This is a genomic window from Pseudoalteromonas umbrosa, from assembly GCF_030125375.1.
GTDB classification, from domain to species: domain Bacteria; phylum Pseudomonadota; class Gammaproteobacteria; order Enterobacterales; family Alteromonadaceae; genus Pseudoalteromonas; species Pseudoalteromonas umbrosa.
Map to the genome: position 1 here is coordinate 897987 of NZ_JASJUU010000003.1, position 20123 is coordinate 918109.

15 protein-coding genes are annotated in these 20123 nt (G+C 40.5%); 4 read left to right on the forward strand and 11 right to left on the reverse strand.

What is annotated here, in order from left to right; genetic code table 11:
• Positions 1 to 23 precede the first annotated feature (23 nt).
• The 3 genes from QNM16_RS13730 (at position 24) to QNM16_RS13740 (ending at position 3477) form a co-directional block, all read left to right on the forward strand.
• Positions 24 to 908 carry a hypothetical protein gene (locus QNM16_RS13730; RefSeq protein WP_284021015.1) on the forward strand — a complete coding sequence of 295 codons (885 nt, stop codon included), beginning with the start codon at positions 24 to 26 and terminating at the stop codon, positions 906 to 908.
• 53 nt (positions 909 to 961) lie between these two features.
• Positions 962 to 1834, forward strand: a complete 873-nt coding sequence (locus tag QNM16_RS13735; protein WP_284021016.1) for a hypothetical protein — start codon at positions 962 to 964, stop codon at positions 1832 to 1834.
• A gap of 446 nt (positions 1835 to 2280) precedes the next feature.
• Positions 2281 to 3477 carry an MFS transporter gene (locus QNM16_RS13740; protein ID WP_284021017.1) on the forward strand — a complete coding sequence of 399 codons (1197 nt, stop codon included), beginning with the start codon at positions 2281 to 2283 and terminating at the stop codon, positions 3475 to 3477.
• A gap of 100 nt (positions 3478 to 3577) precedes the next feature.
• Here the strand turns inward: QNM16_RS13740 and QNM16_RS13745 are convergent, their stop codons facing one another.
• The 5 genes from QNM16_RS13745 to QNM16_RS13765 all read right to left on the reverse strand — a co-directional run bounded on the left by QNM16_RS13745 (position 3578) and on the right by QNM16_RS13765 (position 9115).
• Positions 3578 to 3862: a hypothetical protein gene (locus tag QNM16_RS13745; protein WP_284021018.1), complete on the reverse strand. Its 285-nt coding sequence runs from the start codon at positions 3860 to 3862 to the stop codon at positions 3578 to 3580.
• A gap of 536 nt (positions 3863 to 4398) precedes the next feature.
• Positions 4399 to 4905 carry a hypothetical protein gene (locus QNM16_RS13750; protein ID WP_284021019.1) on the reverse strand — a complete coding sequence of 169 codons (507 nt, stop codon included), beginning with the start codon at positions 4903 to 4905 and terminating at the stop codon, positions 4399 to 4401.
• A 171-nt stretch (positions 4906 to 5076) separates the two neighbouring features.
• On the reverse strand, positions 5077 to 5943 hold the full coding sequence (locus QNM16_RS13755; protein ID WP_284021020.1) for a hypothetical protein: 867 nt from the start codon (positions 5941 to 5943) through the stop codon (positions 5077 to 5079).
• The gene (locus QNM16_RS13760; protein ID WP_284021021.1) at positions 5943 to 8411 is read right to left on the reverse strand and encodes a fimbria/pilus outer membrane usher protein; all 2469 of its coding nucleotides are present in this window, start codon (positions 8409 to 8411) and stop codon (positions 5943 to 5945) included. Before QNM16_RS13760 ends, QNM16_RS13755 begins: the two co-directional genes overlap by 1 nt.
• 8 nt (positions 8412 to 8419) lie before the next feature.
• Positions 8420 to 9115, reverse strand: a complete 696-nt coding sequence (locus QNM16_RS13765) for a fimbrial biogenesis chaperone (RefSeq protein WP_284021022.1) — start codon at positions 9113 to 9115, stop codon at positions 8420 to 8422.
• A 384-nt stretch (positions 9116 to 9499) separates the two neighbouring features.
• On the opposite strand from QNM16_RS13765, the gene QNM16_RS13770 reads away from it, so the two are divergent.
• On the forward strand, positions 9500 to 11287 hold the full coding sequence (locus QNM16_RS13770; protein WP_284021023.1) for a S41 family peptidase: 1788 nt from the start codon (positions 9500 to 9502) through the stop codon (positions 11285 to 11287).
• Positions 11288 to 11343: 56 nt separating this feature from the next.
• On the opposite strand, the gene QNM16_RS13775 is transcribed toward QNM16_RS13770, so the two are convergent.
• Genes QNM16_RS13775 through darB form a run of 6 tightly spaced genes read right to left on the reverse strand, consistent with a single transcriptional unit; the run spans position 11344 to position 20121 of the window.
• Positions 11344 to 12858, reverse strand: a complete 1515-nt coding sequence (locus tag QNM16_RS13775) for an NAD(P)-binding domain-containing protein (protein WP_284021024.1) — start codon at positions 12856 to 12858, stop codon at positions 11344 to 11346.
• Between the two features lie 2 nt (positions 12859 to 12860).
• Complete coding sequence (locus QNM16_RS13780) at positions 12861 to 14600, reverse strand: ABC transporter ATP-binding protein (RefSeq protein ID WP_284021025.1); 1740 nt, start codon at positions 14598 to 14600, stop codon at positions 12861 to 12863.
• Between the two features lie 4 nt (positions 14601 to 14604).
• A complete protein-coding gene (gene darE / locus QNM16_RS13785) occupies positions 14605 to 15891 on the reverse strand; it encodes a darobactin maturation radical SAM/SPASM protein DarE (protein WP_284021026.1) in 1287 nt (428 codons plus the stop codon).
• Between the two features lie 12 nt (positions 15892 to 15903).
• Positions 15904 to 16569 carry an ABC transporter ATP-binding protein gene (locus tag QNM16_RS13790; protein WP_284021230.1) on the reverse strand — a complete coding sequence of 222 codons (666 nt, stop codon included), beginning with the start codon at positions 16567 to 16569 and terminating at the stop codon, positions 15904 to 15906.
• Between the two features lies 1 nt (position 16570).
• On the reverse strand, positions 16571 to 17809 hold the full coding sequence (locus tag QNM16_RS13795) for an RND transporter (RefSeq protein ID WP_284021027.1): 1239 nt from the start codon (positions 17807 to 17809) through the stop codon (positions 16571 to 16573).
• Positions 17810 to 17820: 11 nt separating this feature from the next.
• Entirely contained in the window at positions 17821 to 20121 is a 2301-nt protein-coding gene (gene darB / locus QNM16_RS13800; protein ID WP_284021028.1) for a darobactin export ABC transporter permease subunit, read from the reverse strand.
• Between the last annotated feature and the right edge of the window lie 2 nt (positions 20122 to 20123).

Consider the following 20123-nt stretch of genomic DNA (forward strand, 5'->3'; position numbering starts at 1 on the left):
GGGCGTTTATTTTAAGGAAAAATATGCAAGAAGAATCTGATGAGTCGCTCGAACAATGGCGGCTAGAAAAATCAAAAGAAATAAAGTTATATGCGAAAAATATTAGTAAATATACAGATCAAGGTATCTATTATTTCGATGTTTCGAAGGAGCATTTACACCATAAAAGTTACGAGGAGCGATTGGCGTTTGCAGCTCGCTTGAATGGCTGTGAATTTAAAGTGGCAAAACCTTTTAAACGAAGGTTTGTATCGCGAGAACACACAGAACGTTATTATCATATCGGTAAATGTGATGGACAAGTGTTGGCTTTGCGCAGAGCGCCCGGAATTTGGCTTGTTTGTTTTTTTCTTTCTCTTTTTGGCTTTTTGGGTGGTTTTGGCCTATTTATCGTTGGATTAATCACAGGGCCCGCTTGGTGGATGTTGGCAGGTATAGCATTATTCTTTATCGGCCCATGGCTGACTTATAAGTTATGGGAAAAGTTGGATTGGTTAGACAAGATTGAGTTTAACCGCCATACCGGACTTGTGCGCACCTCACATACTTTGTTGCGACGGCCATTTTATGTCCCGATTGAAGATGTTGAAATGTGTGAAGGCCCAATCATTCAAGCGGCGAGAGGAGGAGGTGAAATGGGAACGGGTGGTTTAGTGTTGACTAAATACCCAGCTAAGTTTTGGTGGCGACCAACCATTGCCACTTTTGGGGGGATGGAAAAAGATCATTGGACAGCGATTCTTAAATTTATGGACAGTGATGAGTTGATCCATAGGCATGTTCACACCGAGATAGAAGAGCATTATAAAAGAGACAAAAATGCCATGGGTACAGGCCCGTTTCCAGAGTCAATGAAAAAGTATTTTGACCCAGAGGATAAGCAAATTAATCGGTGGAAGGTTTGGTAGCGGTTTTGCTGCCAAGCCGAGCTAAAAGGGTTGAGTTTGTAGCAAGGAATGTCATGAACGTGAAAAAAGTTGGTTCACCTTCTTCTGAAAGTTTGTCTAAAAAAGAGCGACGGAGACGAGAATTTGAAAAAGAGAAAGCGAATGCCCCGAGTTATATGCGAGCTGCTTATGATGAGCTTGAGAGAAAAAGTCGCAATCGAGAGAAATATGATAAACAGGGGGTATTTTTTGATGAGCTTTCAAAAGACCACCTCCATAATCAGACATATGAGCAACGCCTTGCAAAAGCTGCACAACTAAATGGCTGTGAATTTAAAGAAGCTAAGCCATTTAAAAAGCCGTTCTCATCGCGGGAGCACCATGGTACGGATAATCACATTGGCTGGTGCGATGGACAAGTTGTTGGGATCCGAAGAGCGCCATTTTGGGGCGGGTTTTGTTTTTTATGGTTTATCTTATGTGTCTATATGCTTTTTTTTAGTGTTGTTAATGTTGTCTTTTTTTGGAATTTTTCGTACGCATATTTGATCCCTGTAAGTATATTAGGCCCCATGGCCGTTCACAAAGTCTGGGAGTGGGGGGCATGGATAGACAAAATAGAATTTAATCGCCACACCGGGTTGGTACGCATGCCATTTTCTTTTCTGAGACGGCGATTTTATGTGCCAATTGAAGACATAGAATTATGTGAAGGCCCTGTGGTACAAGCCGCAAGAGGCGGCGGAGAAATGGCCACCGGCAGCCTAGTGTTAACCAAATACCCAAAGCGCTACTGGTTTAGGCCAACCATTACGGTGTTTGGTGGGATGGAGCAAGAGCATTTTCAGAAAGATAAAAACGCCATGGGCACAGGCCCGTTTCCGGAATCAATGAAAAAGTACTTGGATGCTGAGGATAAGCAGATCAACCGATTTGAGGTTTGGTAGCTATAGATTGCTGGGCTAGCCGGCAATGTCGTGGGGAGGGTTGCGCTGTGGTTAAATTTATAAGTTTGAAATATCACTAGCTTTTGACCCTTTACTACGGTGGCGACACTTCACCAGAACTTTCCCTTTGTCACTCTTAACTTGCTTCAGAGCTCATAGCCAGATGAGGTTTTTAAGTTTTTAAGCTGTTTTAGCAATATAGCGCCATTTAGCTGAAACATGGGTCTGGGAATAAGGGTACAAAGGTTCAGCTAGCATATTGAGAATAGCTATTGTTAATGATATTGTGAATTTTATTCTGTTTTTATCCTTACCTTTATATTCCCCATAGACTTTTGGCAGGTAAATTAATCTAAGCGAATTTTTTACTAAAAGTGATGCATTATTTGGCTAGGTATTTATACAGCATATAACTATTACTATGATAACTTAAACAAGGAGTGTAAGTGGCTAATATAGCAAATAGCAATGTGGTGCCTGATGAAGCACCTACATTTAATATCAAACCACTGATGTTTGAAACCTTTGTATGTACTATGGCAGTTATGGCTTTTTCTGCATTGGCGGGACCCGTCGCAAGAGTCACTGGGCTAGAAGCGTGGCAAATAGGTACGGCGATGACTGCTGCTGGTCTAGCATGGGTACTGATGGCTCGTTTTTGGGGGCGATTGAGTGATAAACGTGGGCGACGTCCAATTATATTATTTGGCCTTAGTGGGTTTGTAATTAGTTACGCAAGTCTTGCATTATTCATTGATTTTGCAATGCAAGCAGCAGTGGCCCCGATAATTACATTTATTGGGTTGGTAGTTGGACGAGGCATTGCCGGCGTTTTTTATGCGGCGGTACCTGCTACTAGTGCTGCTCTGATAGCGGATCATGTTCCGCCTAAACAGCGTACAGCGGCTATGGCAGGGATAGGTGCTGCAAGCGCCGCTGGAATGGTTATTGGGCCTGGCTTTGTCGGATTGATTGGTGCTTACAGCTTAAGCATTCCTTTATACTTTACTGCCATTTTACCTGCTATTGCACTGTTAGCTCTTTGGCGAGTGCTACCCAAGGTGAAGTTACATGCAAAGCCTGATATGCAATCAGTTAGTTTGACTGATAAACGTCTTCGCAGGCCTGTAGCTGTGGCTTTTGTTGCTGCGTTTAGTGTTTCGATTGCACAAGTCATAGTGGGATTTTTTATTCTTGATCGCCTTCAACTTGATACATCAACTGCAGCGCGCTCTGCTGGTATTGCGCTTGCGGTTGTAGGGATAGCTTTGATTGTCGCACAGGTCGCAGTGCAAAAGCTTATGTGGCAACCACAGAGGTTCATTTTGTTCGGCGGGCTCATTGCTGCTGCTGGCTTTATCGTCGTTTACTTTTCTTTATCATCGGTCATATTATGGATAGGTTATGGCTTGGCAGGCTTTGGTATGGGGTGGGTATATCCATCACTCTCTGCGCTTGCTGCTAATTCGGTTGAAGCACATGAGCAAGGCGCCGCTGCTGGCACTGTTTCATCTGCACAGGGACTAGGTATTGTTGTAGGCCCAATCGTCGGTACTGCTATTTATGGGTTAGATTATGGGTTGCCTTTTGCACTGATTGCAGCGATGTTAATACTGGCAGCTATTTGGCGCTCACCTAAATAGCTTGCTAGCGCTTTATTAACCAAGGTGCGCTTTAAGTTTGAACTAAGCGCACCAAGTTTAAAAAATATAGTCTTTTTAATACTGTATTGACTTCTTCTGTTTATATTGAGTATGTATCTAGATAGCATTTCTTAATATTGTTAATTAATTTATATACAATTACTAAGTTCATAGCATTGGGTTTGTGTTCTTTATGCTTTGCTATTAAGTTTCTATTTTTTAATAACGCTTTGTTATCACCCTCTAAAAAAGCAATATTTGCCAGTACATATTCCTTCCATAAAAATGAAGGCTGACTGTTAGGTGCCGATGCTGCGACGCTTTTAGCAATTTTAATCGCTTTTTGATTCTGCCACCCATCGCGCTCATTTGAAATAGGTGCCACAGTAGAGCAGTACTTTTTTGGGTGTTATGTTCCATATAGCGGTTAATAAGCTGGGCTGATTCAGAAAAGCATTTTTGCTCTGATAAGGCTCGCCAGACGCGGTTCGGTGTTTGGTCAAATTCAGTTAAAGTCTTGTCTAGCAAGGGAAGTTACTGGTTCAAAAGGGCATTACAATTTGCGTTTGCATATGAAGTGCTGAGCAATAGACAGGTTAAAATTACTTATTTTAATTAAGTTATCACTTTTATATCCTTGAGGGTTAAATATTATAACTTTTATTTTTATTAATATAGGTTTAACTCAGTTAGGATTCTGGTTGGTTTTTCAGTTTGTTAAAATCTTTGCTTTATATTTTAAATGTGTTTTTCAGGGAAGTGTGGGTGGGTTTATAGATTAAATATATTAAAAATATTTAAGTTAAATAATGTGTGGTCAAGTATTTTTATAGCTTGATGGGCTAATTTAAAAAATTAACCCATCATCTTATATTAGGCAGTGAAGATTAAGCCATAAAAACTTTGCCGCCCAATATTGAATTAGTTCGGGCTTACAGTAACAGTAATAGTATCAGAGTAAGTACCTGCGTCATTTAAACCGTTTGACTGTGGTGTGATTTTCAGCGAAGTTGCTTGTGTCTCACCAGAAGTACCTGTACCAGCTGCTGTTGCTTTTGAATGCTTGTAAGTACCTGTTTGTAAATCGATGCCAGATGTATCACCAATGTTCAGTGTATATGCAATTTTACTACTTTGAGCATTGTTTGCTACTAAGAAACCACCGTTTGCAGATGTATATTCTGTTGTTGCGTTTTCACCAGTATTACACCAAACATCAAGAGTACCGATTTCTTGAGTTTGCTGAGTAGAATCAAGTTTTAGACCAGTGATGCTGTTGCTACTACCACTACTTGTTTTACACATAGGCTCAATCGTACCTTCAAAAGTAAATTTCGCTTCAGTACCTGTTGTACTTGTTACAGCAGCAGCAGCTGAGATTGATGTGAATGCAGTTGCAACGAATAGTGATTTTAATAGTGTTTTCATGGCTTTTCCCCTTTAAAAAACAGAAGTAGTTTTTATATCTAATTTTAATTTCTAGGTGTGCTCACCTATCTGGCTAATTATAAGCAAAGGGTGTGCCAAGAATAAAATTTTATTCCGAAAGAATTGTATTTTCCGTCATAAAACTTTGTTAAATACTTTTAAATCATAAGCTTACCTTGGGTAAACGGTTAATGATAAATTATCTCTATAGTAACCGGCTGGCATTAATTCGACATTGCCCAAAATGAACTCAAAGCCATACCACTTATTTTTGACGCCTGGGTTGAAGTTGTAGCTACGATAAATCTGATCAGCTGACGACATTTTGACGTTATCAAAACTGACAGAGTAATTAATCAGCGCATTAGTGTTGGTTTCATGACGCAAGCCATTGAATTCTGAGTCCAAAACGATATCGTATGAGCTATTACTGAGTATTTTTATACCCCAATAAAAGCGCATATTACTTTTCAGCTCCCCGAGATTGATTTGATATTGGCCGTGACTGCCGGCGACTTTGCCTTGGCTGTTGTTGTCTAGAGAAATCGAAACCTGCGGCTCAGAGTAGTAAGTCATGTCAAAATATTGTTCTTCAACAATTTGATTGTTTTTGACAATAGAGACTCTAATCGCACCGTTGTAGGCACCTGCAGGGAATAAACTGTAATGGCGCAAACGGACCCACATTTGTGTGGTACGTTCATTCAATGGTGATTTCCAAATACCATTTCTGACTTTAATTTTTTTAAATTGGGCATCAAATAATTTTGCATACTTGTCTTGGGTAGGCCCTTCAAATACCATTGAGTAGTAATAGACGTCTTCCACCCAAATTTCGTCTGCGCAGTTTAGTAGTTGCTCAGAAACTTGAACTTTAAGCGGTAAAAAAACCGAGACTCTATTTGTGTGCTCAGTGATGATGTCTGTTGAATTAGAAGTGACCCACAAGTTGCCGTAACAGCTATACCAGTCCGCGCGCGCCTCATTACTAAGCATCAAAAAACTCAAAATCATTAATAAAAAGACTTTGATTTTCATTATTGTGTGCCTCCTTTAGGCTGCGCAATTTGTGTAGAGATAGTGCCTAATCTAACAAATCTTTGTGCTTCATCTGAAATACTGAATTGTCCGCTCAATTTATCTAGTTCAATACGATAATGGCCAGTGCTAATGCCTTCGACAACAAAGCGTCCTGTTCTATTCGTAAAGAATGCCCAGCTTTGAGTAGACATGTTATCGCCATCCAAACTCGTTGTTTCATTGGAGTGCACATGGACTATACGTCCTCGTTTCATTGCAATTGGTGTGCCTGAGTGATCAACCAATGTGCCTATCACGGTATACGATAAATCAGAACCGATTTGAATATGGTGCCCTGTAGCTGCCCCTCCGACTTTGACATACATCCCAGGCCCCCAGTCATAGCCAAGTGGCGCGTTCGGTACATCAATATTGAGTTGTGCTTTACTGTATCCACTACCTAAATCAATAAGTGAACCAATTTGATTATTTGGTTTTGATTGGGCTCGTCCTGCTCTGTCGATATTGACGAGTACATCGGCATCTTTTAACGTTTTATGTTTGGTAATAACAGCAAAGGGAGCTGTCGTGGTTGCACTCATACCGACATGTCCGTCGGCAATGCCGAGACTGGTGGATAGATTTACACTGCTACTGCTATCGGAGCCTATGCCGTAACGGGAGTAGTTGCTAGTACTGACATCAGCTCTCATAAATGAGCTTGTGTAGCTGGCTTCTGCTTGCTCTTGTCTAAAATCTGAGCCTTGCTCAGCCAAAACTTGATAGCCGTAGTCATTCACAAAGTTGTAATTGGTTTTGCCATAACTGGCGCTGGTGACTTTTGTACGACTATTATATTGGGTTCGTGCTCGGTGGTTTGAACGGCGACTATCATAGTTCCAAGTAAAGGTGAGAAAAAGCTTATTATCTGAGATAAACCGTTCATCTTCACTGTCGCTAAAGTTGTAGCCTAGCCTAAAGCGGATATCCTCGTAGCGAACATTGAATTCGGCAGTGATAATGTCTGTCTTCTCATTATTATCATTGTCTGCGCGAGCGGCATTCAGGTTAATATCCATATGTTCATTGATAAAATAACTGTAATCAACAAATGCGCGATTACGATTATTAATAGTATTAAACTCAAGCCAAGGGGTGTTGGTAAAGTTATGACTAATCTCGTAGCCAAGGCGTAAGTTAGGTGAGCCAAAGTTACCATGACCCCATACACTGTGCTCTGTTTCTACAGAGAAAATGTTGCCAGAAGTCCCATCTTTCTCGCTTTGCGAGTAGCGTAATGAAATATTACCAAGAGGACTGTTTATAGCTGCCAAAGAGCCAATTACATGGCCAATAGGGTGCACTGCAGCGTTAAAACCAAAGGTAAAATTGTCACTTAAACCGTATTCGTATGTGCCTGATACCAGCAAGTCATCATCGTATTCAAAACGCCTTTCTTCAAATGTCGACAAATGACCAATGGCAAAAGAGTAGTCACTGAGTCCTTTGGCTAGTAATCTTGCATTATAATGTGTCGTAAAATTAAACTCTTCTGTTTCGCCATTAGGGTAAGTGGCGATGACGCGAATGTTGTTTTCGCCAGAAGTAAGAGGAAGGTCACTGAGGTCATAACGACCGGCATTTAGGCGCAATCGAGAGATTAAAAAGTCATTAATATAGACTTCTAATATGGCCATACGTGGTAGAACAAATTGTTGGCTATTGCCTGGGGTTATTCTACGTTGTGGCTGCAGCTTAGAATAAGCTTTGCTGAAACTGAATCCTGCCAGTTGTGCGCCAGATAAATGTCCCGTGCTCGTTATACTGGTATCCCCTAAGGTTAAGCGTAGCGGTTTATTTGGTTGATCGTAATAAACTGCAGTTTCTCCACGGTAGACCTTGCTGTCTCTGCGACTGCCATCTTCCCAAAATAATGAACTGCGCATGTTGAAGCCATCCCCACCACCAATATTTGCATTCATTAGCCACTCAAACTGTGATCTATGGTCATTATGATTATTGAAACGTTCATGATTTAAATTGAGGTTATTCAACATGGCCCAATCAGCTTCGCCTTTGGGTTGCTCAAAATGAGTTTGTCGACCATATGATAAGCTATCAGTTACCATAGCTGTTTCTGACAGTGTCATATCAATGATGAGATCTTGAGCTTGTAATTTTAATTCAATACCTTGCGCCGCAAATTCTTCTGGTGTGATGGCTTTTTCACCTTGGCTAGTAAGCCACATGATGACATTTTGGCTAAGTAGAGGGCTTAATTGTTGTTTAAACTCGGTAGCAGAGACAGATTTTAGCTCAAAGCCGTCTGTGGTGGCAGAAATCTGCCCCACTTCGGCAAGATATAGCCGTACTGGAAAGTCCATCTCGAATGAGGCTGAAAAAACTCGGGTAGCCCAAAACAATAGAAGTGTGATTAACACATTTCGCAAGCGAGTAGGCCGGATATAAGCGCCTATTTTAAACATGGGCTAAATTACTTTTGATTAAATAGGCTGATAAGTTTTGCGTTCTTACTTGGCTTTTCATTAAGTATAGATTGCAAGTCAACTTCCATTTTATGTCCCGGCATGATAAATCGGCCTGAGGTGATAGATTGAAGCTGTGCCCACTCGATATTGGTTTCACCATTATGAAACTGATAGTCAAAGGTCGACAAATCTAAAACGCGTTTCCCAGAGTTGGCAATTGTCAAAGTACAATCTTCAAGTTTTTCACATTGGATTGAGCTTTGTGCTTGAGCATTTATCCCTTCTGGACTGACAAATACCAGTGTGGCGAAATTAAAGACCATTTTCACCCCAGATTTGTCATCGTCCTCGGGTAAAGGAAGTTGTTTAAAAACGATGCGGTATGAGTGCGTTTCTTTGAGCTCAGGAGAGCCTAGGTATTTGGCGCGAAATACTTGATAGCTTTTTGCAGCAACCTCGACTTGTGGAGGAAGGACGATGAAATCATCTTCTGCAGATACAAGTACTTCTTGCTGGTTTTCATCAAAGGTACGCTTATATACTTCGATTTCAATTGGCAATGTGTTCTCACTGGGGTTTTGCAGTCTATAAGTGACCAACGACTTTTTACCATGTGCAGTAAGATCAACAATCATAGGTTGAACTTGGTAGGCCAAGGCTGGGAGTGATAACCAGAAAAGTAACAACATAAATAAACGCATTTGACTTCCAACAAACAAGCTTGATTAAAAAATTTGCTATACGATACCTGTACTATGAGCTAAAACAAGATCAAATTATCTTTTTGATAAAAAATTCCTGTCTAAGTTACCAATTGTTTTGGCACGATGGTGAAAAGCCATGCTATTTAACGTTGTTTTACGCAAATCCTTATGTGTATAAGTTATTTAAAGTTATTTAAAGTTATTTAAAGTTATTTTATTGGGAGCTTTATTCATGTCAATTTTGCTTTTTTCGATATCACTTTTAAATATTAAAAAATGCATAATATCAATATATTAAAATAATAATTTAGTAATTACATGGTTGACAGATTGAATTGTTTGTTACGAATATAGGTCCTTACATTATAAAAAGGAGTTACTATGTTCTCTTCATGTCTTTACCGTAGAATTTATACCGGTATTCTACTTGCAACAAGCAGTACTTTGTACGCCAACCCTGTAATTGATCAATCTATTGAAAACAACATCGCAGCTAAAGCTCAATTTGAGCAAGCATTGCCTGATATTTTAATGTTTAGCGAGTTTGCGCATCGTATTCGGTATTTTTATCCCAGTGATGCTGTTTCTGGCACTCGGTGGGAGTTTTTTCTTGAGGAAGTCATACATGATATGGTGGCGCTGCCGGAGCACGCCAGATTAACTTATGCTCTTGGACAGCTCAAAAAGATCGCGCCTTACATAGTGACGGAGCCAAGTAAATTACCCATTGTTAAAGATAATGATGTTGCACATGCGTGGGCGGCTTCAGGTGCGCACAACTTTAGCTCGTATAATCGGGATATATTGTCTGGTAATTTTTCCGAGCTTATTAATGATATACGCACACCAAAATCGATAGTTTATAACGACGTATATGATAATCAAGCAGTATATTGGCCACTATATTTAAACAACCAAGATAGTCAAAAAGGGCAGGCTTTTTGGCGAGTGATGAAAAAGTCATCCATGAAAAACCCAGCAACATGCATGGCGGCATTAAGTTATACATGGGCTGAAATCTACCATTTTTGGCCTTACTTTGAGCAAGTGGCAGTGAACTGGCAAGAGAGTCACTCTGCACTGTTGAAAGGGTGCTTAGGTAATCCAAGTGAACTTACGAACATTGTGAATGTTGAATTCAAAAAGCTTCAAGATAATCATCTTTCAGTTCGTTTTTCTGAAGAGTTTACGGAAAGTGGAGACTATCAGCTTCCGTTACAAGTCCAATATGTTGAGGGTAAAGCCATCGTAACTAGCAAAACGGACTACTTGTCACTGCAAGTGGAGATTGGTGATGAACTCGTTTCCATCGATGGCGTTATGGCTAATGAGATAATTCAGCAGACCGCATCCACACTTACATCTAGTAACCATGTCGATAAAGTCATCGCAGCTTTTGGTATAACTCAACATTATAGTTCTCCAGATCTGGTTAACTTGGTTTTTAGGAAACCTGATGGTGACGTGTTTACAACCACAACTGCGACGATACACAAGGAAGTTATTGGGGAGCTTAAGGGGCATTCAGAGGATCGGACACTTGTACAAAGTTTAGGTGGTGGGATCGTCCGGCTGAATTTATACGATATCGCAACTGAAGCTCAGTTTAATGAAGCGAAAGAAAGTCTAAGTAACGCTAAAGCAATCGTACTGGACATGCGTGGATATCCACGTAACTTCTTTTTAACTCGCGAATTTATGGGGTACTTTTCAGATACAGATACTAAGGGAGGTGCGTATATGCAGTTCCTTCAAAGACTCCCTAATCAGGGGGATACCTATGTTTATAACGCGCATGTTGGACTACCACTAAATGAGCTGCTGTTCGACGTCCCAACAGTTGCGATTTCTGCAAACTTAAATGCGAGTGCAGCAGAACACTTTTTGATGATTGCACAAAACTTGAATATCCCCATTGTTGGTGATGTCACAATGGGAATTAATGGCGATTATATGTATAACTGGATTTTTGGTGGTCCATTTCATGGAGGGATCGATTATTTGTATACTGGCGCTCGTTCAGACCAAATTGATGGTAGCAAATTAATAGGTGTGGGTGTTCAACCTGATTATCTAGTACCTGTAACGCAGGATTCGATTGTTGATAACATCGATGTTCAGCTTGAAAAAGCCTACGAACTGGCCAAACAGATGTTAATAGAGAAATAGATATAAAAAATTCAAGAGGTAAGTGGGTAATCACTTCCCTCTTAATCTCTTCCATATTAGGAAAAGTAGCCAGATATAATAAACTCTTTAATGCCATTATCGAGCTTATCTAAATCCTCCCATTCACTATAAATGTCTTCCAGCATGTGTATTTCATTAATGCATTCACCATCTTGATATTTCATGATGATGGGATGCAAAAAGCCATGTGTTGAAAACTTGGGTTTTTCATTCTCATCTTTTGGTAGCTTGTAACTGAATTCAAGCGTATATCCACTGAAATTTTGAAATAGCTCATCGTGTTCAAAGGCTAATTTGGGGATGCTTTCGTAAAACTGAAAATTATTTTTCGTATCAAGTGCATAGACATCATATACGTTACCAAATAAAAACCAAATGGTGGTTGCGCGTCTAATTTGCTCACTGATGGCGTCATATAAATCTGTTTTTTCGGTGATTATTTTCTTAGCTTGCCATGTGCGATTTTGGAGCTTGTTCACTAGTATTTCGGCCAGCGTTTGTGCATTGTGTCGAATACCATGTACAAAGGGCGTGGAGGAATCTTTGTAATCATTACATTGCATATTCGCGCCACAGAAAAACAGATTATCAATATTGGTACTTTGCCATTGATGGTTGAGCTTGGGAAATTTGTTCATTAAGCATAAATCAGGCTTTAAATCAGCACTATAGTGATCAAAATTGCATTTGAAGCCACTGCAATTGACGATATGATCGTAAGTGTTGATCTCTCGTTCTCCATCCTCTGAGAAAATCATATCAACTAAGTATTTGCCTTGATCGGTCGGTTTAATTGACGCTATGGTGCCGTTTAGGATGGCATTTTGTTGCTTGAGGAAAAAGGTATCTAAAAAGCCTTGATTGACTGAACGCAGGTGCCCAGGGTAGTGGCTAACCCATGCAAAATTAAAGTCTTTAGGGCTTATTACATGCGTATTGGCTGATACTTCCATCAGGCTGTCAGCCGTTTCAAAAGCAGAGTTTCCTTTACCAAGGATCAAGATGCGTTTATTTTTAAATTGAGATACATCATTGCTCATTTCAGTGTAAGGGATCACATGCTCGATACCATCAATATTAGGCACATTTAATTCACCAATACCGGTTGCATCGACCAAGATATTAGCGTTGTAAGTTTTGTTGCTACGACAGCTAATTACAAATTGCGAATTGGCTTTTGTTATTGAATCGACATGGGTATTAAATTGGATCGGTAATTCATAGCGCGTGGCAAATTGAGCCATATACTCGACCAGCTTATCACTACTCGGGTAGTAACTTTGGTCAAAGTCCTTAAATGAAAAGTCATCATCATCATTGAGCAATGAATTCCAATCCCAGCGCAGGTTTTTGGTTTTATCGTCGAATCCGGTATGCACTTTATTTATTGAAATAAGTTTGCGATGTACAGGGTATGTAGCGAAGAAGCTACCTGGAATATCGGCGCGTTCAAGCACAACATGAGACACACCAGCTTTGTTTAAAAAGTAGCTGAGCTGCATGCCGGCAGGGCCTGCGCCAATGATAACAACTTGGTGGGTTGACTCCATTATTAACACTCCTTTTGTAATGACTTAGTCTGTTCACTGATTTTTATAAAGTGTTCGTTGGTAATGATTTGGTTGGGTGGCTGAGCAGCTACAACTTTACCTTTTTCGATAACTAACACCTGATCAGACAGGTTGATACTGTTTAAGTTGTGTGTGATGACAAGGACGATTTTATTCCTTGCGATTTCTCTCAGGTGCTGGTGCAGTATTGATTCTGTGGCCCTGTCCAAAGAGTTAGTAGCTTCGTCGAGTATGAGTACATCACAGTCACTGTAGAGTGCTCTAGCAATGGCAAGGCGTTGCTTTTCGCCACCAGATAAATTGTTGGCATTGGTCGTGATACTACTGTCGATTGTGATCTGGTTGTTTTTTATAACGCGATCAAATTGTGAGAGCGCAAGAGCACGGTTAAGCTTTAGCTCATCAATCTCATTAGCGTTATCGACAAGGGTAATATTTTGCCAAATTGTACCATTGAAAAAAAATGGGTCTTGCTCAATCAGCGCCACATGTTTGTGTGGACTGCCTTGTTGTGATTTTGCTTCAGCATCAGATAAAAAGATTTTGCCTTGGTAGTTATAATACAGCCCGGAAATGAGTTTGATCAGGGTACTTTTCCCAGAGCCAGAGCGACCGACAATGGAGTAAATATGATTGCGCTGAAAAGTGTAGTTGATCCCATCGAGGGCTTTGTCTTTATTATTCTGATAGCTAAACGACAAATCATACAGTGATATATGCTTGATATCTTTGGCTGGTTTTGTGTTGATGGCGTGTAATTCGTAGTCACATTGCAATAACGTTTCTAAGTTTTTGATTGCACTTTTTGCTTTGGCGGTAACGGTATTAATGTCGCTGATCGAGGCAAATGAATATGACATTAAAAGCAAGACCATGACAAAAGCGACCAGTTCACCTGATGCCATTGTCCCCGATATGACGTTATGCCCGCCTATCCAAAGCACCAAGATAACACTTGAAAATCCACCAAATATAATCAAGCCTGAGACAATAGACTCTAACAAGTGTAGCCTTTTTGTCGCGCGGTAGACGTCACTTGCTTTTGACTCTATTTGCCTGGAGAGTAACCCTTCCATTTTGTGCACTTTGATAGATTGGATACCACTGAGAGATTCAATGATGGCGGCATTGAGCATAGAGACCATGTTGCGTTTATGACTATTGGCTTGTGAGACTTTTTGGCTGATACGAAAGATCATTAAGATCACTACAGGCACGGCAACGATGGAAATTAAGGTCATATATATATTGGTGACAAGCAAATAGATAAATCCACACAGCAAGGTGGCAGATGCTTGTATTAGAATACTCAAAACAAAGTGGACATAAACATTAATGGCTTTGATGTCGTAATCGACATTAGAATACAATTTAGATGGTGCTGTTTGGTCGAAGAGTTGCTGTTGATTATACATTAACCGGCCAATGGCAAAGCTCATCAACTTGGTGCTCATCATTTCTTTGACATCAAATACGAGTTTTTGTCTCAGGGCATTGCTCGCTACAAAGGTCAGTAACAGAAGCAAAATGATGGCAACAAATTGGTTTAGTGTGGTTGCAGTGACCTCTTGTTTAAACAGCAGCTCAACGGTATAAGCAATCCCAAATGAGCTGCAAACGACAAGCACGTTTAGCATAACAATACACGATATTGCCCAGTAGCGTTTGGCACATAACGACTTCAGTTTTTGATAAACGGCCCCTTCTACATTGAATAGCATATGTTTAAATCGACTCTTCAATGACTTTTAATAATTTGCCTGTGCCACAACATTTATCGTCGTAGTCTTCTACATGCCGTGCATTGATGACGCGATCATGAGGGCACCCGCCATTACAAATTGAAAACCACTTACATTCATGCATACGAGAGTGTGACTCGACTTCTTCTTGTACTGAGGTTTGGTTATGTTTCGAGTTGGCTAGCAGCGTGGCTAAATCTGAATCCAGTAATGATCCATAAATACTACCAATGTCGCCAACATATTTATCACAGGGCGACACATCTCCGTTTGGCTCTATGGTAATGATCTCTTGTGAGCAGTTGCCAGCCCAATAACAGGCAGAGAGTTGTTTGCTTCTGTCTGCTAATACATCCATAAAGTTTTCGAACATGCGGATCTGAATAATTCCGCGATATTGGGCGTGCCAAACGGTATAAACTCGACTTAAAAACTCGATATACTCTTTGTAGCTAATATAAGCATCGCCAATGTCATCACCGGGCTGTGCGCGGTTATCGGGGACAATGTTTAAAAACTCAATGTCATTGAGCTCAATCGATGCGAGGTAACTGAGCAACCGCTGCGGACTTACATTGTACACATCTCTATCAACGACTATCAGCGCGCCATAGGGGATCCCATACTGCTGCAAGCGTTTGATCCCTTCTGCAACTTTCAAGCTAGTCGGGCGCCCTCGGACATCAAGCCGACGGGTATCGTTGATCTCAGGTACCCCGTCAAAGCTAATCCCTACGGCCATGCCAATACCTTGTAAAAAGGTGAGCCATTCTTTTGAGATATTCACCGCATTTGATTGCATGGTGTTGGTGATAAAGTGATCTTTGCGTTTAAACTGCTCTTGAAGCCAGATCAGCTTTTTGAAAAACGCAGGACGCAACAGAGTGACTTCGCCGCCATGCCATACAAATTCGACTCGTGAGACATTGGGAATAGCCAAGATGCGCTTTACAATGGAAATGAGGTTTTCAAATTTGACCGTTTGGTTTGGTCCCTCAGCCCATGAGTGGCAATAAGTACACCTGAGATTGCACAGTCGTGTGGCTTTTAGTACCACCACCACCTTGCTTGCGTTGAGTGGCTTGGCTTCGAAATAGGCGTCCTTCTCACGTCTAAATAGCGTAAGCTCCTCCTCATCAAGCATATCACTATCCGGGATTTCCCCTATCAATTGTGACGCTAAACGAGAGTATTGGTAATCCGTTAATTCTAGCTGATTGACGGGATTAACGGGTTCTTCTATTACTTTGACGGAAATATCTCCGAGCATGATGCATTCTCCCTAACTAATCAGTTCACCTTGAACCATTTTTACTTGCCGATTGGCCATGCTAGCCGCTTTATCGCTGTGCGTTACCATGACGATGGTGGCGTCGCAGGCGGTATTTGCATGGTGTAAAATATCGAGTACTGTTTGTCCTGTTTTTTCATCCAAGTTACCTGTTGGCTCATCGGCCAAAATGATACTGGGCTGACATGCCATGGTTCTGGCGATGGCAACGCGTTGTTGCTGTCCGCCTGAGAGTTGGCTTGGATAGTGGTCGCGCCGTGATGACAGAGACAGCTTGTCTAATTCTTGCTCCGCTACAGCTGTGCGCTCTTTTAGTCCTATCCCCCTAAATTTAAGGGGCAGCATCACGTTTTCGATCACGCTTAAATCTGGAATTAAATTGAATGACTGGAATACATACCCTAAGTGTTCACGACGGTATGTGAGCTTCTTTTTTTGGGATATGCCGGTAACGCTTGTGCCGTTTAGCTCTATGAGACCCTCATCAATACTTGAAAAAAGACCTATCGCATTGAGTAGCGTTGATTTACCAGAGCCCGACTTGCCTGTAATAGCCAAAAATTCGCCTTTTTCGACCTGTAAAGACACGTTGTTCAGTGCAGTCGTTTTTAACTTCTTGGTGTAAAAATGCTTGTATACATTTTCTAATTTGATCATGTTACTCAATGTACAGCTCCTCTTTATAATTCTTATTCCAATCCAAAATAATGAGCTCTTTGCCAAGGATGTTGGGGTTATCTACGAGCACTTTATCGCCAATCTGCTCCTTGATTTTCAACAGTGTTTTAACTGCTTTGGATTGGTTACTTTTCAACAAATAAATAAACGTGTCGTTATTTTCTCTAAATGTGGCATTCAAAGGTACGCTTGGTAGCTTTGTGTCTGCTGTGTCTGTGAGGGATATTTCAATAGATTGGCCAACTTTGACTTGCGTGTTCATGCTCTGCTGGAAGGGTACTTCAAGGTGCATACGAAATTTACCTTGCTTTACCAGAGGGAAAATTTTGATAATGTTCAACGCAACATCGCGATTCTTGATACTTCCCTCGGCTTGCATGGCGTCATGAACACGGCTCAAATAATACTCACTGAGCTCTACTTCAATTAAAAAGTCATCAATGAGATCTAAAGAACCAAACTCTTGCTTAGGTAATATCTGCTGACCAAACTCAATATCAAAGCCGGATAAATTGCCTGAAATAGGTGCTCTTATCACTAGCTGTTGTTCGCTTTCTTGCAGTTTGAGCAGGAGGGTGTTGAGTATATCTACCGTATCATTGATTTCGCCAAGTTGATGTTTGATATGGTCTTTCTGTGATTGGTAATAACTTGCCAATACTTGTTGTTTTGCTTGCCAACGGGTGAGGTTACTTTGTACGTCCTGTACTTCCGACTCTTGCGTTAGGTTATTTCGTAACAGCTGTTGTTTTTGAGCGAGCTCCCTTTCCAATACATTGACTTGAAAAATGGCATCCTCTAATGAAAGTTTTGAGGTTTTTAATTCCCGACGCAGATTTAAGCGCATATTTTTAAGGTTACTTATTTGCTCTGATATTTGCGCAATCTTTTCTGTGAGCTTGAGAATGTAATCGTAGTTTTCTAACTCAAGGAGTATCTCGCCTTTTTCTACGAATGAATTTTTCTTGTTGAGATAATACTTAACGCGACCGCCAATATCTGAAGATAGCTTAATTGATTTTTTGGGTTTGATGGTACCCACAGCAGTGATGTTTGGATTTACGCTGGCAATTTTAACGCGATTAACGTCTTTAATCGGTATACTGGAGATTGATTGATTGCTGTATAAAAGCCCCAATGCAATTGACAGTATAATAACGACAATGGCAAAGATGATTTTAGCTTTGTTATATTTTGGCTGCTCTATGACTGTATCCATCTCATGACTCCTTATTCTGACAAGTACTTTTTACTTATCACGCCAAAATTCAATGCAATGATAAAGGCGATAAGTGTCGAGACAACAAAGAGCGATAATGCATAGTGGTAGAAGCTAAACTGCATCTGATCTAGAGGGATCAATTGCTGATAAAGGGTGATATAACCCAGCAGTATCCCAATGAGTGATGAAGCTATGTATAAATAGACATTCTTTTTAAATACAAAGCTAAAGATGGCTGTTAAGTCTGCGCCAAGTTGTTTCATAATATGCAGCGAGTCGCTATGTCTTTCAGCATCCACCAGTGAGTTAGCAATGGTGTTCATCGCAATCAAGACGATGTTTAAAATAACGACAAAAAGCAAGTAGAACACGATTTTACTCAAGTCTGAAAATTCTGCGTCTAGGGCTTGTTCACTAGAGATTAGGGATAATTTAGACACTAAACTTGCTGGACTGTCATGCTTAACCAGTAAGGTATTTGCCTTCGTGTCATCAAGCACTATCATGATGGGATCAAAGTCAGCTTTCACTTTACCTAGATAGAAGTTACTCACGACTTGTACAATTTCAATGTTAGTCAAACCTTCGCCAAAATCGGCATAAAATTGATGGTTGATGAGCTGATCTATCCGAATATTGTCGAACAGTTTGGAAAAGGCTTGGGTGACAATGACACGAGTTTTGCCATCGTCATTATTCACCTTGTCTAGCGCTAAGGTTGTTTGGTTGCTGCTTAATACTTCAAGCGCCAGCACTTGCGCAATACTAGGGCCAGCAAAAAAGTAGTGGACAGGTGTGAGCTGCTCATCCAACTTTTGTTGTGCTGTTGATATTGAAATGTAATTCGCTGATTTATCGAAAGGGCGCCAACTACTCACTTCTGACACCCTGCCGTGGTTGGTATTTATGTTATCTCGAGTACGCGTGGGCAAATGGTCATTGTGTCCGTCTAATTTTGCGTAATGTGTGCGGCTAATATCATATCCATAGTTCGCTTGTTTAGCAGAAAACAATTCGTAGGTCACACTGACAGCGACAAACATGACCATCGCAGTGATGAGCGTTTGCATGACGATGGTCAATTGCGTCATCCAGATGGTACTCACGCCTGCTGATCTTGAAATTGTCTGATCTTCTTGTGAAGTCACAATTTTATGTATGACAAGACAGATAATTGAAATATACATAGAGGCAAGTAACAACAACATACAGACTGAAATTATCCACATATGTGTTGTGCTTAGTATGGTTAAAAGTGAAAATTCAGCGCTGAGAAATTGCATACCAAAATAAAAAAAAGATAACGATAATACACTGGCAATAAGCAGAGATAACTTGTTGTCGAGTAATGCGCTCAGTGTAATTTGGCCATAACTGCCGCCGATACTTAATAAGGTTTTTATGCGCTCTAAGTGTGAGATTTGGACAGAAGACACAGCACTAAAAAAACCGATGCAGCCGAGCAAAAATGAAAAACCACACACACCGTATATCAGATATAAGCTTGACTTAGCAAATGTAGTCCCCAGCTCATCAGGCAGCGCTAAATCATAATGTAATTGGGAGATAGGGCGCTTGGATAAGTGGATAAATGAAGAAGGTGTGAAAGGGGCACCGGGTATTTGAGGGGCATTTTCTAACACGACCTGATCTAGATTTAGCGATGTATTATCGTTTAATTCAACGAATAGATGAACATGTGTGTCATACCAATTACCGTAATGTGATTGAATAACAGGCTCAAAGGTGGAGGCAAAAGCAATCATGAGGTCTGGTTTAATTGATAAACTCTCATCTAACTCAATTACTTGTGTAATTTGAAACCTACCCAATTGACCTAGCTTTAAAGTTTGTCCGATTAGACTGGCAGGATTATTCGTGAATTTGCTGGCAAATGTGTTTGATAAATATACCTGATTATTTTCAACTGCAGAGACACCATTTGAACTGAGTGACAGCATATTAAATGCCGCTTCATTAAGTGCATATACCTGCGCATCTTTTATTTCATTGGTATTGTGTAATACGTTTATTATTTCTCTATGTGTTATGCCGACGCGCTCGATTTCATTGAATGCAGATAGAGCAGGTATTAGTGCCGCTGGGGCTTGGGAGCTATTAACTTGCTCTCCATTAGGTAAATTAAATTGGGTTTCAATTTTATAAATATTGCCAGCAATGCCATTATTGATTCTATTATCCGCAAATACGAATGCAATGATCACTCCGAGTAAAATAGTGCCTAATGACAGTGAAAAAATTCCCGTAATAGAAGAAAGTCCCTTTGGGCTGCTTAAAAACTTCAACATCT

Excerpts from the sequence above, each read along its gene's own strand:
- QNM16_RS13730 (WP_284021015.1), top strand. The coding sequence starts at position 24 with ATGCAAGAAGAATCTGATGAGTCGCTCGAACAATGGCGGCTAGAAAAA.
- QNM16_RS13735 (WP_284021016.1), top strand. The coding sequence starts at position 962 with ATGAACGTGAAAAAAGTTGGTTCACCTTCTTCTGAAAGTTTGTCTAAA.
- QNM16_RS13750 (WP_284021019.1), bottom strand. The coding sequence starts at position 4,905 with ATGAAAACACTATTAAAATCACTATTCGTTGCAACTGCATTCACATCA.
- QNM16_RS13755 (WP_284021020.1), bottom strand. The coding sequence starts at position 5,943 with ATGAAAATCAAAGTCTTTTTATTAATGATTTTGAGTTTTTTGATGCTT.
- QNM16_RS13760 (WP_284021021.1), bottom strand. The coding sequence starts at position 8,411 with ATGTTTAAAATAGGCGCTTATATCCGGCCTACTCGCTTGCGAAATGTG.
- QNM16_RS13765 (WP_284021022.1), bottom strand. The coding sequence starts at position 9,115 with ATGCGTTTATTTATGTTGTTACTTTTCTGGTTATCACTCCCAGCCTTG.
- QNM16_RS13770 (WP_284021023.1), top strand. The coding sequence starts at position 9,500 with ATGTTCTCTTCATGTCTTTACCGTAGAATTTATACCGGTATTCTACTT.
- QNM16_RS13775 (WP_284021024.1), bottom strand. The coding sequence starts at position 12,858 with ATGGAGTCAACCCACCAAGTTGTTATCATTGGCGCAGGCCCTGCCGGC.
- QNM16_RS13780 (WP_284021025.1), bottom strand. The coding sequence starts at position 14,600 with ATGCTATTCAATGTAGAAGGGGCCGTTTATCAAAAACTGAAGTCGTTA.
- darE (WP_284021026.1), bottom strand. The coding sequence starts at position 15,891 with ATGCTCGGAGATATTTCCGTCAAAGTAATAGAAGAACCCGTTAATCCC.
- QNM16_RS13790 (WP_284021230.1), bottom strand. The coding sequence starts at position 16,569 with ATGATCAAATTAGAAAATGTATACAAGCATTTTTACACCAAGAAGTTA.
- QNM16_RS13795 (WP_284021027.1), bottom strand. The coding sequence starts at position 17,809 with ATGGATACAGTCATAGAGCAGCCAAAATATAACAAAGCTAAAATCATC.
- darB (WP_284021028.1), bottom strand. The coding sequence starts at position 20,121 with ATGTTGAAGTTTTTAAGCAGCCCAAAGGGACTTTCTTCTATTACGGGA.